The sequence below is a fragment of the Streptomyces sp. NPDC048018 genome, from assembly GCF_043202995.1.
In the GTDB taxonomy this organism is placed as follows: Bacteria; Actinomycetota; Actinomycetes; order Streptomycetales; family Streptomycetaceae; genus Streptomyces.
This window is the reverse complement of record NZ_JBIDBK010000006.1, coordinates 89415-102192: the sequence shown is the minus strand read 5'-3', so window position 1 is coordinate 102192 and position 12778 is coordinate 89415. Positions and strand designations below refer to the sequence as shown.

12 protein-coding genes are annotated in these 12778 nt (G+C 71.7%); 8 read left to right on the top strand and 4 right to left on the bottom strand.

Annotation, left to right across the window (positions count from 1 at the left end; translation table 11 throughout):
* Positions 1-816: 816 nt before the first annotated feature.
* The gene (locus ACGF1Z_RS23790; protein WP_393007129.1) at positions 817-1692 is read left to right on the top strand and encodes a DUF4097 domain-containing protein; all 876 of its coding nucleotides are present in this window, start codon (positions 817-819) and stop codon (positions 1690-1692) included.
* A 1-nt stretch (position 1693) separates the two neighbouring features.
* Positions 1694-2617, top strand: coding sequence for a helix-turn-helix transcriptional regulator (locus ACGF1Z_RS23785; protein WP_393007127.1), 924 nt, complete (start codon positions 1694-1696; stop codon positions 2615-2617).
* 725 nt (positions 2618-3342) lie between these two features.
* Here the strand turns inward: ACGF1Z_RS23785 and ACGF1Z_RS23780 are convergent.
* From ACGF1Z_RS23780 to ACGF1Z_RS23770, 3 genes are all read right to left on the bottom strand, one after another.
* Complete coding sequence (locus ACGF1Z_RS23780; RefSeq protein ID WP_393007125.1) at positions 3343-4716, bottom strand: cellulase family glycosylhydrolase; 1374 nt, start codon at positions 4714-4716, stop codon at positions 3343-3345.
* A gap of 90 nt (positions 4717-4806) precedes the next feature.
* On the bottom strand, positions 4807-5772 hold the full coding sequence (locus ACGF1Z_RS23775; protein ID WP_393007123.1) for a zinc-binding dehydrogenase: 966 nt from the start codon (positions 5770-5772) through the stop codon (positions 4807-4809).
* A gap of 199 nt (positions 5773-5971) precedes the next feature.
* Entirely contained in the window at positions 5972-7183 is a 1212-nt protein-coding gene (locus tag ACGF1Z_RS23770) for an NADP-dependent malic enzyme (RefSeq protein WP_393007121.1), read from the bottom strand.
* Between the two features lie 534 nt (positions 7184-7717).
* On the opposite strand from ACGF1Z_RS23770, the gene ACGF1Z_RS23765 reads away from it, so the two are divergent.
* From ACGF1Z_RS23765 to ACGF1Z_RS23750, 4 genes are all read left to right on the top strand, one after another.
* The gene (locus ACGF1Z_RS23765) at positions 7718-8692 is read left to right on the top strand and encodes an ABC transporter substrate-binding protein (RefSeq protein WP_393007119.1); all 975 of its coding nucleotides are present in this window, start codon (positions 7718-7720) and stop codon (positions 8690-8692) included.
* Positions 8693-8724: 32 nt separating this feature from the next.
* Positions 8725-9666 carry an amino acid ABC transporter permease gene (locus ACGF1Z_RS23760; RefSeq protein ID WP_393007117.1) on the top strand — a complete coding sequence of 314 codons (942 nt, stop codon included), beginning with the start codon at positions 8725-8727 and terminating at the stop codon, positions 9664-9666.
* On the top strand, positions 9663-10424 hold the full coding sequence (locus ACGF1Z_RS23755) for an amino acid ABC transporter ATP-binding protein (RefSeq protein WP_393007115.1): 762 nt from the start codon (positions 9663-9665) through the stop codon (positions 10422-10424). The genes ACGF1Z_RS23760 and ACGF1Z_RS23755 overlap by 4 nt, the downstream gene beginning before the upstream one ends.
* A gap of 238 nt (positions 10425-10662) precedes the next feature.
* Positions 10663-11289 carry a CGNR zinc finger domain-containing protein gene (locus ACGF1Z_RS23750; RefSeq protein ID WP_393007113.1) on the top strand — a complete coding sequence of 209 codons (627 nt, stop codon included), beginning with the start codon at positions 10663-10665 and terminating at the stop codon, positions 11287-11289.
* On the opposite strand, the gene sodX is transcribed toward ACGF1Z_RS23750, so the two are convergent.
* Complete coding sequence (gene sodX / locus ACGF1Z_RS23745; RefSeq protein ID WP_393007111.1) at positions 11196-11627, bottom strand: nickel-type superoxide dismutase maturation protease; 432 nt, start codon at positions 11625-11627, stop codon at positions 11196-11198. The genes ACGF1Z_RS23750 and sodX overlap by 94 nt on opposite strands.
* A 142-nt stretch (positions 11628-11769) precedes the next feature.
* Between sodX and sodN the strand changes: the two genes are divergently transcribed.
* Positions 11770-12165: a superoxide dismutase, Ni gene (gene sodN / locus ACGF1Z_RS23740; protein ID WP_030207400.1), complete on the top strand. Its 396-nt coding sequence runs from the start codon at positions 11770-11772 to the stop codon at positions 12163-12165.
* Between the two features lie 255 nt (positions 12166-12420).
* The gene (locus ACGF1Z_RS23735; RefSeq protein ID WP_393007109.1) at positions 12421-12636 is read left to right on the top strand and encodes a DUF6243 family protein; all 216 of its coding nucleotides are present in this window, start codon (positions 12421-12423) and stop codon (positions 12634-12636) included.
* Positions 12637-12778 lie beyond the last annotated feature (142 nt).

Sequence of the window (12778 nt, the reverse complement as noted above, 5' to 3'; positions counted from 1 at the left end):
GACGGGGCCGGCGGCCGGGCCGGCGCGTGGCGCGGGCGGGGCTCCGACGGGGCCGCAGGCTGGTCCGGCGGAGCACGCGCAGGCGGTCGTACGCGAGCCCCGGCCCGCCGTGGGCGCCGAGGAGCACGCCGGCCGCCGTCAACCCCGCCGCGGCGGCCGATCCCGCATGCGGGCAGCGGAACTCCGGCGGCGAGCCGGGCGGCGCCCAGGAGGCGGGCCCGGGGCCGCGGAGGCAGGGGCCGAGCGGGCCGCCCTCCACCACGTCGAGCTCGGCGCGTACGGTCCCGCCCCGGCCGGCTCCTTCGAGGAGCTCGGGCGCCCTGGGCGTGCGCGGCGGAGCGGAGCCGGCCGGGGCTTTCGCCGGGGGCGAGGCCCGTCGGGAGGGCGAGCACGGGCCGGCCGGCGACGGACACGGCGAGGGCGGTGGCCCAGCCGGTGACAACCCGTTCGACGGGCTCGCCGTCGTCGGGCCAGGGCTTACCCTCCGGGACGAGCACGCGCCGGCCGGCTCCGGCGGGCGCGAGGAGCAGCTGCTCCGGCAGCCGGCGGGCCTGCGGGCGGACCGCCGAAGGCTCGGCACGGCAGAGGAGCAGCGCCCCGGCGAAGCGGGATCCCGATGTCGCGTTCATGGCCCTACGCCAGGTCAATTTGTCCAGGTACGGCGGGGAATGACCGGCTCGGGCGGCCCCGGCGGGATGAACCGGGGTTGACTTGGGGGGACCGCGATATATCGTGTATCGAGAAGACGCGATATGTTGCGTCACCCGGCGTGCACCGCGAGCGGCGGCGCCGGCCATGACACGGGAGGGCAGCACCATGACAGAGTGGTCCGTCACCGAGCCCAGGAAGATCCCGCTGACCGAGTCCGTGACCCGGCTCCGGGTCCGCGTGGTCAACGGAACGGTGAACGTGGTGGGGACCGACGAGAGTTCCGCCCGCCTGGAGATCTCCGAGATCGAGGGCCCGCCGCTCGTCGTCTCGCAGGAGGGCTCCACTCTGACGGTGAGCTACGAGGACCTGCACTGGAAGGGCTTCCTCAAGTGGCTCGACCCCAAGGGTCACCGGCGCAAGGTCGTCGTCTCCGTCGCCGTCCCCGCGGGCGCGGACGTCGAGGTGGGGGCCATCGGCGCCGAGACCGTGATCTCCGGCATCAAGGGGCGCACCGCCGTTCGCGGGGTCACCGGCGACACCACCCTCGTCGGCCTGGCCGGCCCGGTCCGCGCCGAGACCGTCTCCGGGAACCTGGAGGCCCAGGCCGTCACGGGTGCGCTGCAGGTCAATTCGGTGACCGGGGACGTCACGGTGATCGACGGGGCCTGCTCCTCCGTGAAGGCCGACACCGTCAGCGGCGACATGGTCATCGACCTCGACCCGGCGGCGGACCTCGCCGGCCCGCCCGCGGACATCCGGCTCACCAGCGTCTCCGGCGAGGTCGCCATCCGGCTGCCGCACCCGTCGGACGCCAGGGTCGAGGCGAGCACCACGAGCGGCTCGGTCTCCAACGCCTTCGAGGACCTGCGGGTCGGCGGCCAGTGGGGCGCCAAGTCCATCACCGGCACCCTCGGCGACGGGCGGGGCACCCTGAAGGCGACCACGGTCTCCGGCTCCATCGCCCTGCTGCGCCGCCCCGAGCCGGAGCCCGACGGCCACGGCTGGACCGCCACCTCCCCCACGTCCGGAAAGGTCCTCTGACATGCCGCCCGTCTTCGCCCACGGCCGCCTCCGCCTCTACCTGCTCAAGCTGCTCGACGAGGCCCCCCGTCACGGGTACGAGGTGATCCGGCTCCTGGAGGAGCGTTTCCAGGGTCTCTACGCCCCCTCGGCCGGCACGGTCTATCCCCGGCTCGCCAAGCTGGAGGCCGAGGGCCTGGTCACACACGCCACCGAGGGCGGCCGCAAGGTCTACTCGATCACCGACGCCGGTCGCGCCGAGCTGGCCGGCCGGGGCGGCGAACTGGCCGATCTGGAGCTGGAGATCCGCGAGTCCGTCTCCGAGCTGGCCGCGGAGATCCGCGACGACGTGCGCGGCGCGGCGGGCAAGCTGCGCAGCGAGATGCGTGCGGCGGCCACCGCATCGCGCAGCACGTCCTCGTCCTTCCCCGACCCCAGGGAGGAACTGCGCAAGGCCCGCCAGGAGTGGAAGGAGCAGGCCCGCCAGGCGCGCGAGGAGTGGAAGGAACAGACCCGCCAGGCGCGAGCGGAGGCCCAGTCGGCCAAGCGCCAGGCGAAGGAGTTCCAGCGCATCGCCCAGCAGGTCCAGGACCAGGTGCAGGACCGGCTGGCCCGCGGTGAATGGCCCAAGGGCGTCTGGGAGGGCATCTCCGACATCACCGCCCAGCTGGGCAGCCTGGTGGCGGGCTCGGCCCACGGCTCGCCCTCGGCCCGCCCGGCCTCTCCCGAGCAGGCCGTCTCCGACTGGGCCAGGGACGTCGACACCGCGGCCGACCCGGCCCGCGAGCTCGACCGGCTCCTCGACCGCTTCCGCGACGACATCCGGGACGCGGCCCGCGACCACGGCGTCAGCCGTGACCAGATGACCGAGACCCGCCGCCACCTGAGCGCGGCGGCGGACAGCATCCTCTCCGTGCTGAAGCCGGACCGGAACGCCGACCGGTAGGCCCGCCGGCCCTGAGGCCGCACGGCCCCACCGAGGGTCACCGGCCCGACCGGGGGTGACCGGCCCGACCGAGGGGCACCCGCCCGACCGAGGGGCACCCGCCCGACCGGGGGGCACCCGCCCGACCGGGGGCGCCGGCCCGACCGGGGGTCACCCGCCCGACCGGGGGTGACCCGCCCGGCCGGGGGCGCCGGCCCAACCGAGGGTCGTCACCCGCCCGACCGGGGCACCCGCCCGACCGAGGGGCACCCGCCCGACCGGGGCCCACCGGCCCGACCCGAGGCGCACAGGCCCTGCCGAGGCCCACCGGCCCGCCCCATAGGCATCCGGCCCGGTCGAAGGGGCCCCGCCCCGACCGGGGCCCCGGCTGGGGCGGGCGGGGGCCGACCGCGCGGCCCGTCGGTCGGGGCGGCCTACCGGTCCGCCGCACGGGGCCCACAACCGCCGCGGCGGCGCCCGGCCCCCTCGCCCTGCGCCGTCCCCGGCCCCACGGCCCCTCGCCCACCGCCCCGTCCCCTCGCCCTGCGCCGTCCCCGGCCCCTCGCCCTGTTCCCTTCCCGGCCCCACCGCCCCTCGCCCTGCGCTCCCGGCCCACCGCCCCACCCCCTCGCCCCACCCCCTCGCCCGCCGCCCCGTCCCCTCACCCCTCGGCCCCGGCCCCCGTCCCCTCGCCCCTCGGCCCCGGCCCCCGTCCCCTCGCCCTGCGCCCTGCGCCCAGAGCCGCCTCAGCCGCGCCGGGTGACCGTCACCGTGACCCGGGCGCCCGGGGCGGCCAGGACCAGGGCCCTGCCCGGCTCGGGGCGGAGCACGATCGCCCTGCCCCGGGTCGCGACCTGCCACGCGCCCGGGGGCAGGGAGAGCTCGGTGACGTGGGAGCCGCGCCGGTCCGCGGAGTCGTAGGCCAGGCGGTAGACGCCGGCCGCGGAGTCGTAGCCGCTGGTCCGGACCGTGCCGGCGACGGCCTCGGCGTAGGGCTCGGCGGTCAGCTCCTTGTTCGCACGGAAGACGCCGGCGCCGTCCACGGCGCAGTAGCCGCCCCCGTAGCACCACTCCCAGCCCGCCCAGCCGGAGCTGTAACGGCCGAGGGAGGCCATGGCCTCACGGAAGAAGCGGTTCATGTTCGGCAGCGCGTTGTTGAGCGGGCCCCACTCGCCCACCACCACGGGGACCTTGTACGCCTTGGGGTACGCCGTCACGGCCCGCTCGTAGTTCTCGATCCAGCCGGCCGCCGGGTCGTAGTCGGCGCCCGCCTCCATGCCGGAGTTGTAGAAGTGCGGGGCGTAGACGATCTTGGGGTCGTCGATCCGGCCGAGGCCGGTGGGGACGCCCTCGCCCACGATCGGGGTCGGTTCGACGAAGAGCCAGCCGTCCCGGTCGGCCGGACGGACCGCGTCCGCGAGCCGGTTGTACATCGGCGTCAGCTGCTCACGCTCGATCCGGCGCGCGGCGGTCGCCAGGTCCTCCCCCTCGCGCAGCTCGCCCATGGGCTCGTTGATCAGGTCGTAGCCGAGGACGGCCGGGTGGTTCCGGAAGCGCTCGGCGAGCACGCGCCACATCCGGGCCTGGGCCTGCCGCAGGTCCGGATCCTCGTAGAGGTGGGTGAAGGCCCGCTGCACGGCGGGTTCGAAGTACTCGGAGAACCAGTCGCCGGGGTGCGGGGTGAAGGGCAGTCCGTCGGTGCGGGTCGCCCAGGCCGGGATGCCCCGGTGGCCGAACGCGGGCCCGAAGACGTCCTGGTGGGCGTCGATGACGACCTGCACGTCGTACCGCTCCGCCCAGTCCAGGATCCGCTCGATCTTGCGGAGATAGGACTGGCTGTACCTGCCCCGCTGCGGCTCCAGGTCGTCCCAGAAGACCACCAGGCGCGCGAAGCCGAAGCCCTTGGCCCGCATGTCGCGGAAGTGCTTCTCGGTGATGCCGCTGAGCGCCTGGTCACCGCTGTGGGCCTTGTCGGCGAGGTTCCAGCCGCGCAGGGTCAGGGCGCGGCCGCGCGCGTCGGTGAGGGCGGGTATCGCGTCCCCGCCGGGATCCGCGTGAGCGGCGGTCGGGGCGAGCAGCGAGGCGAGAACGGCGCCCGCCGCGAGGGTGGTTCGCAACAAGGGGACCTCCGGCACGAGGATGGTGAGCGTTGTTCACGTTTCCTGTGCCGGAGATCCCATCAGTACTCCTGACGCGTCATCAAGAGGTCGTCACGGGTTGGTGAGCACGATCTTCCCGAACAGCTCGCCGGACGCCATCTTCTCGAAGCCCTCGCGGGCCCGGTCGAGCGGCAGCACCTCGTCGATCACCGGGCGCAGCCCCGTCGCCGCGCAGAAGGAGAGCAGGTCCTCCAGCTCGTCCTTGGAGCCCATGGTCGAGCCGACCACCTTCAGCTCCAGGAAGAAGATCCGGGTCAGCTCGGCGTGCGAGGGCCGGTCGCCGCTGGTGGCACCGGAGATGACGAGCGTGCCGCCGGGGCGCAGCGACTTGACCGAGTGCGACCAGGTCGCGGCACCGACGGTCTCGATGACCGCGTCCACGCGCTGCGGCAGGCGCGCGCCGGGCTCGAAGGCGTCGACGGCGCCCAGCTCGACGGCCCGCTTCCGCTTGGCCTCGTCCCGGCTGGTCGCGAAGACCCGCAGACCGGCGGCCTTGCCGAGGGCGATGGCGGCCGTGGCGACACCGCCGCCCGCACCCTGGACGAGGATCGAATCCCCGGGCCGTACACCGGCGTTGGTGAAGAGCATGCGGTACGCGGTGAGCCAGGCGGTCGGCAGGCAGGCGGCCTCCTCGAAGGAGAGCTCCTTCGGCTTGGGCAGCACGTTCCAGCTGGGCACGGCGACCCGCTCGGCGAAGGTGCCCTGGTAACGCTCGGTCAGGATGGAGCGCGGCTCGTCCGGGCCGACACCGTGGCCGGTCTGACCGATGACGGAGTGCAGGACGACCTCGTTGCCGTGCTCGTCGATGCCCGCGGCGTCGCAGCCGAGGATCATCGGCAGCCTCTCCTCGGGCAGTCCGACCCCGCGCAGCGACCACAGGTCGTGGTGGTTGAGCGAGGCGGCCTTGACGGTGACGGTGGTCCAGCCGGGCCGCACCTCGGGCTCGGGGCGTTCCCCCAGTTCGAGGCCGTTCAGGGGCTGGTCGCGGTCGATTCGGGCAGCGTAGGCGGCGAACATGGGCCCGACCTTAGGGGCCGACGCCGATCTCGCGGAACCACGCACCGGTGTGACGCATGTCCCTCACCTGCGCGCCCCACCGCCCGGGCGTACGCCCGACCTCCGTCGCCGCCCTGTCGGGAAAGGGGCCCGACATGCCGAAAGGGCCCCGTACGGCGGGTACGGGGCCCTTCACGGGGGATCGCTGCGCGACGGCACGTCAGCGCCGGGCGACGCCCTCCGCGCGGGCGGCTGCGGCGACCGCGGCCGCCACGGCCGGGGCGACGCGCTCGTCGAACGGGGACGGGATCACGAGGTCGGCGGCGAGCTGGTCGCCCACCACACCCGCGATGGCGTCGGCCGCGGCGATCTTCATGCCCTCGGTGATCCGGGAGGCCCGGACCTGCAGCGCGCCGGCGAAGATGCCGGGGAACGCCAGGACGTTGTTGATCTGGTTCGGGTAGTCCGAACGACCGGTGGCCACGACCGCCGCGTACTTGTGCGCGACGTCCGGGTGCACCTCGGGGTTCGGGTTGGCCATGGCGAAGACGAAGGAGTTCGGCGCCATCGACGCGACCGCCTCCTCCGGGACCGTGCCGCCGGAGACGCCGATGAAGACGTCCGCGCCGGCGAGGGCGGTCTCCAGGGAGCCCGACAGACCCGCCCGGTTGGTCAGCTCCGCGATCTCGCGCTTGACGTCCGTCAGGTCATCGCGGTCCGCACTCACGACGCCCTTGCGGTCGGCCACGGCGACGTCGCCGATACCGGCCTCCAGCAGGAACTTGGCGATGGCCACACCGGCCGCACCGGCGCCGGAGATGACGGCGCGCAGGTCGCCCAGGGTCCGGCCGGTCAGCTTCGCCGCGTTGCGCAGGGCGGCGAGGGTGACGATCGCGGTGCCGTGCTGGTCGTCGTGGAAGACGGGGATGTCCAGGCGCTCCTGGAGCTTGCGCTCGATCTCGAAGCACCGGGGGGCCGAGATGTCCTCCAGGTTCACGCCGCCGAAGGACGGGGCGAGCCGGACGACGGTCTCGATGATCTCGTCCGTGTCCTTGGTCGCGAGCGCGATCGGAACCGCGTCCACGCCACCGAACTGCTTGAAGAGGATGGCCTTCCCCTCCATGACCGGAAGCGAGGCCTCCGGACCGATGTCGCCGAGGCCGAGCACCGCCGTGCCGTCGGTCACGACGGCCACGACCTGGGACTTCCAGGTGTAGTCGTTGACCAGCTCGGGCTGCTCCGCGATTGCCGTGCACACCTTGGCGACGCCGGGCGTGTACGCGAGGGACAGGTCGTCCCTGTCACGCAGCGGCACGGTGGCCTGGATGGCCATCTTGCCGCCGCGGTGCAGCGCGAAGGCCGGATCGAAGAGCTCGCCGGGAGCCCCCTCCGTACCGCTGTCACTGCGTGGGTTGACGATCTCCGCTGCCATTGGGTTGACCCCTTAAGTCTTCATTCATTTGAGGGTGGCCACTCCCTGTTGAGGAGGTGGGCGGGTCCCGCGGCCGCCGTGTCTGGCAGCCGCGCGGGCGCGCCGCACAACGCGCCCTGAGCCCCGGATGAGGGGTGTAAGGATCCTTCTTACCGGACGGACGGGTCCGGAGACGAGTCGATACGGCATCGGTGACACGACTCATACCGAGCGCTACCGGGTGCGGACAGAAAGCGACACGTCACGGGATGTCCCGAAAGATGTATTCCCCACCCGAATAGAGTCCTTCGTGTCGTCCGAATGACGAGATCAGCGGGATAATTTTCGGCGAGGGGAACCCCTCTCAGGAGAAGTTCTCCCTTGGGGGGACTGGTCTCCGACATTCCGGGAGGTCCCGTTACCCGATTTTGACATCCGGGCCCATCGGATTGAGGCAGTCCGAATGGCAAGATGCGTGAATCACACGAGGTCGCGGCACTCGAAGGTGCGTGCGCGGCCTAAGGCAACTCCCTCACACGCCGGAGGAACCCGACCATGACCGCACGCTCCACGCGCTGTACGACCGCCAAGACCCGCACCTCCCGTCTTGCCGCGGTCGCCGCCATCGCGGTCGCCGGCTCCATGCTGCTGACCGCCTGTGGCGACCAGACCGAGGGCGGCTCCACGAAGGAGGGCGGCTCCTCCTCCGCCGCCGCGAGCAAGGCCCCCCTCTTCTCGAAGCTCCCCGCCGAGATCCAGAAGGCCGGCGTCATCAAGGTCGGCACGGACGCCACCTACGCACCGATGGAGTTCAAGAAGGGTGAGCAGATCGTCGGTGTCGACCCCGACATCGCGGCCGCCCTCTCCAAGCAGCTCGGTGTGAACTTCCAGTTCGAGAGCGGCACCTTCGACACCCTCCTCACCGCTCTGCCGACCGGTCGCACGGACATCGTCATGTCCTCGATGACCGACACCAAGGCCCGCCAGGAGGGTCTGGACGACAAGGGCAAGAAGACCGGCACCGGTGTCGACTTCGTCGACTACTTCACCGCTTCCACCGGCATCCTGGTCAAGAAGGGCAACCCCCAGAACATCAAGTCCCTGGACGACCTGTGCGGCAAGAAGCTCGCCGTCCAGCGGGGCACCACCTACGAGCAGGCCGCCAAGGACCAGGCGGAGAAGTGCAAGAAGGACGGCAAGCCCGCCCTCACCTTCGAGTCCTTCCCGACCGACGCGGAGGCCCAGACCCGCGTGAAGGCCGGCGGCGCCGTCGCCGACCTGAACGACTCCCCGGTCGCGGCCTACATCGCCAAGACGGCCGGCGGCGGCAACGACTTCGAGGCCATCGCCAACAAGTCGGACGCCGGCTTCTTCGGCATCGCCGTCGACAAGAAGGACGTCCAGCTGCGGGACGCGCTCGCCGCGGCCCTGGACGCGGCCATCAAGGACGGCAGCTACAAGGCCGCCCTGGAGAACTGGAACGCCGGTGACGGCGCCATCCCCGCGGCCAAGATCAACGGCGGCTCCTGACCCTCGTCCCGTAACACCGAAGGGCAGTCGTTGTGACTGACAAGATCGACAAGGTTCCGTCCGGGGCGTCACCCGCCCCGGCGGGCCCCCCGCCGGAGGCGATCACGGCCATTCCGGTGCGCCACTACGGCCGCTGGATCGCCGGAGTGCTGGTCGTCGCACTCCTCGCGCTGGTCGTCTACGCCTTCTCCCAGGGCAACGTACGCTGGGCCACCGTCCCGGAGAAGCTCTTCGACCCGAGCATCCTCACGGGTCTGTGGCACACCATCCTGATCAGCGTGGCCTCGATGCTGCTGGGCCTGGTCCTCGGCATCATCTTCGCGATCATGCGCCTCTCGAAGAATCCGGTGACCAACAGCGTCGCCTGGCTCTACATCTGGATCTTCCGGGGGACCCCGGTCTACGTCCAGCTGCTCATCTGGTTCAACCTCGCCCTGATCTTCCCGATCTTCAACATCGGGTTCTACAAGGACGAGATGACCGACGTCATGACGCCCTTCCTGGCCGCCCTCCTGGGGCTCGGCCTGAACGAGGGCGCGTACATGGCGGAGATCGTCCGCGCGGGCATCCAGTCGGTCGACGAGGGTCAGACGGAGGCCGCACACGCGCTGGGCATGTCCCAGGGCCGGACGATGCGCCGGGTGATCCTGCCGCAGTCGATGCGGGTGATCATCCCGCCGAGCGGCAACGAGTTCATCAACATGCTGAAGACCTCGTCCCTGGTCGTCGCCGTGCAGTACCAGGACCTGCTGCGCAGTGCCCAGGACATCGCCTCCACCTCGTTCGCGGTGATGGAGATGTTCTTCGTCGCCTCGGTCTGGTACCTGGCACTGACGTCGGTGTTCAGCGTCGGCCAGTACTACCTGGAGCGGCACTACGCGAAGGGTGCGCTGCGCTCGCTGCCCCCGACGCCGTGGCAGAAGGTCAAGGCGAACCTCTCCCGATTCTCCAACCGTGAGGCGGTGGCCAAGTGACTGCCATGGTGAAGGCCGAGGGCGTCCACAAGTCCTACGGCGCCGCGCACATCCTCAAGGGCATCGACCTGGAAGTGCAGAACGGCGAGGTGTTCTGCCTGATCGGCCCGTCCGGTTCCGGCAAGTCCACCTTCCTGCGGTGCATCAACCACCTGGAGAAGATCAATGCCGGCCGCCTGTCGGTCGACGGCCAGCTGGTCGGATACCGCCAGAAGGGCGACAAGCTGTACGAGCTGAAGGACAGCGAGGTCGCGGCCCAGCGCCGGGACATCGGCATGGTCTTCCAGCGCTTCAACCTGTTCCCGCACATGACCGCCCTGGCCAACGTCATGGAGGCGCCCGTCCAGGTGAAGGGCGAGACGAAGGCGGTGGCGCGCGAGCGTGCCCTGCGCCTGCTCGACCGGGTCGGTCTCGGCGACAAGGCCGGCAGCTATCCGTCGCAGCTCTCCGGCGGCCAGCAGCAGCGCGTGGCCATCGCCCGCGCGCTGGCGATGGAGCCGAAGCTGATGCTGTTCGACGAGCCGACCTCGGCCCTCGACCCGGAGCTCGTGGGTGACGTCCTGGACGTCATGCGCGACCTGGCGGAGTCGGGCATGACGATGGTCGTCGTCACCCACGAGATGGGCTTCGCCCGCGAGGTCGGCGACTCGCTCGTCTTCATGGACGGCGGCGTGGTCGTCGAGTCGGGCCACCCGCGCGACGTCCTGGGCAACCCCCAGCACGACCGCACGAAGGCGTTCCTCTCGAAGGTGCTGTAGCCAAGCGGAATGGCCCGCCGGGGTGACCCGGCGGGCCATTCGGCATGTCGTCCCCCTGTGCGGCTCGCCGGGAACCTCCGGCCCCCGACCGCGCGTGGCGCGGAGTCTGTCGAGCGCCCCCACGGCACCGGACAGCCGTTCCCGGCTCCGCCGCCACCGCCGCCGTAATACCCTCGAAAGGAAAGCGTCGCTTACCCTTCCCCGCCCCGACCCCAGCCCGCCGGAGTAAGGACTACAAGTGGAACTGGCCTATTACTCGGACTACGCCGTACGTCTGGTCAACACCGAGGAGCCGGCCCGCAACAAGGACTCCCTCACGTCGGTCGAGGCGGTCCGGGAGCTCTTCGGCGCGGCCTCCCAGATGGCCCGGCGCGCGACGGACGCCGACGTGACCCGCTTCCGCTCGGTGCGGGCACGGCTGCGCGGGGTCTTCACCGCGGCGGACGAGGGCGACCACACCGGAGCCGTGGACCTGCTGAACTCCCTGCTCCTGGAGTTCCCGGTGAGCCCGCAGATCTCCGGCCACGACCACCTCGACGAGGAGGGGCGGCCGCGCTGGCACATGCACCTCGCGGATCACCCGTCGAACGCGACCGCGGGCTACGCGGCCATCGCCGCCATGGGGCTCGCCTTCCACCTGACGGAGTTCGGCGCCGACCGCCTCGGACTGTGCCAGGCGGCCCCCTGCCGCAACGCCTACCTGGACACCTCGACGAACCGCTCCCGGCGCTACTGCTCCGACCGCTGCGCCACCCGCGCCAACGTGGCCGCCTACCGCGCCCGCAAGCGCCTGGAGGCGGAGGCCGAGCGCACCGGCCTCACCGCCGAGAGCAGCCAGGAGGCGACCGCACCGGGCGACCGCTGACGCCCGGGGGTGACGGGCCGATAGCGCAGCCGCACCCGCCCGAGCACCAGCTGGTCCGGTACGACCCCGAACACGCGGCTGTCCCCCTCGGTGTCCGGATTGTCGCCGAGCACCCACCAGCCGGCGTCGCGCCGCTCGACCAGCCGCTTCACGATGAGCAGGTCCTGCTGCAGGGGGTGCCGCAGGACCGCCACGTTCCCGGCCCGCAGCCGCGCCCCGTAGTGCACGAACAGCTGGTCGCCGTGAAGCAGCGTGGGCACCATCGACACCCCCGTCACCTCGGCGATCCCGAACGGGGCCCCGGACTCCCGCCCGGGCTCACGCCCCGATTCCACCATTCGACACCTCCCGGTCCGATCGTCCACGAGTCTTATGGTGACCCTGGACTTTTGTCCTAAGCACCAGGGGGCGCTCGCGAAATCACGCTTCTCACCGAGTAATGTCGCACCTGAGAAGACGATCACGAGGAAGGACAGCAGCATGCTCTCCCGCCTGTTTGCCCCCAAGGTGAAGGTCAGCGCCCACTGCGACCTCCCCTGCGGCGTGTACGACCCGGCCCAGGCCCGCATCGAGGCCGAGTCGGTCAAGGCCGTCCAGGAGAAGTACCAGGCCAACGAGGACCCGCACTTCCGGGCCCGCGCCACGGTCATCAAGGAGCAGCGCGCGGAGCTCGCCAAGCACCACGTCTCGGTGCTGTGGAGCGACTACTTCAAGGCCCCGCACTTCGAGAAGTACCCCGAGCTCAACCAGCTCGTGAACGACACCCTGAAGGCCCTGTCGGCGGCCAAGGCCTCGACGGACCCGAAGACGGGCGAGAAGGCGCTGGAGCTCATCGCCGAGATCGACCGCATCTTCTGGGAGACGAAGAAGGCTTGATCTCCTTCTAGGCGGCCTGACCTGCACTTTCGCGGGTCGCGCCGCTTAGCTGTCCGCACCCGGTCCGCAGGCCGTCGAGCACGGCGTCCACGGCGGCCGGGTGCGGTCTTCTTTGCCCGGGCCACGGGTGGGCGGCGCGGATCCCGTACCGTGAGGGCCTCGGAGGCGCGGCCGAGGACGAGCCGGACCCGCTTGTCACCGCCTTCTCCCACCGATGAATCCGCAGACCCCTCCACCTCACTCCCGGGAGAACCCGTGACCGACAGCAAGAACATCAACAACCCCGTGGGCCAGGGCGGCGGCCAGCGCAAGAAGCTGTCCCGCGCCGAACGGCAGAACAACGGTCCGCACCGCAACCTCGACCGCCAGAACGCGGCGGACAAGAAGGCCGAGCTGGTGCGCAAGATGCGCGAGAAGACGGGCTCGGCCGAGGGCGCCGGGCAGCCGGACGGCGAAGCCGCACAGAGCTGACGCAGCGCCGCCGCGGGGCGGCACCGTCGCGGGGCAGGTCCCTGGCAGAAGACGAAGCGGGCGTGATCGCCCTCGTCCCCGCATCCCGTGAGGGGCTCGGCCGCACGGCGGCCGGGCCCCTTCCGCGTGCGGGCCACCACGG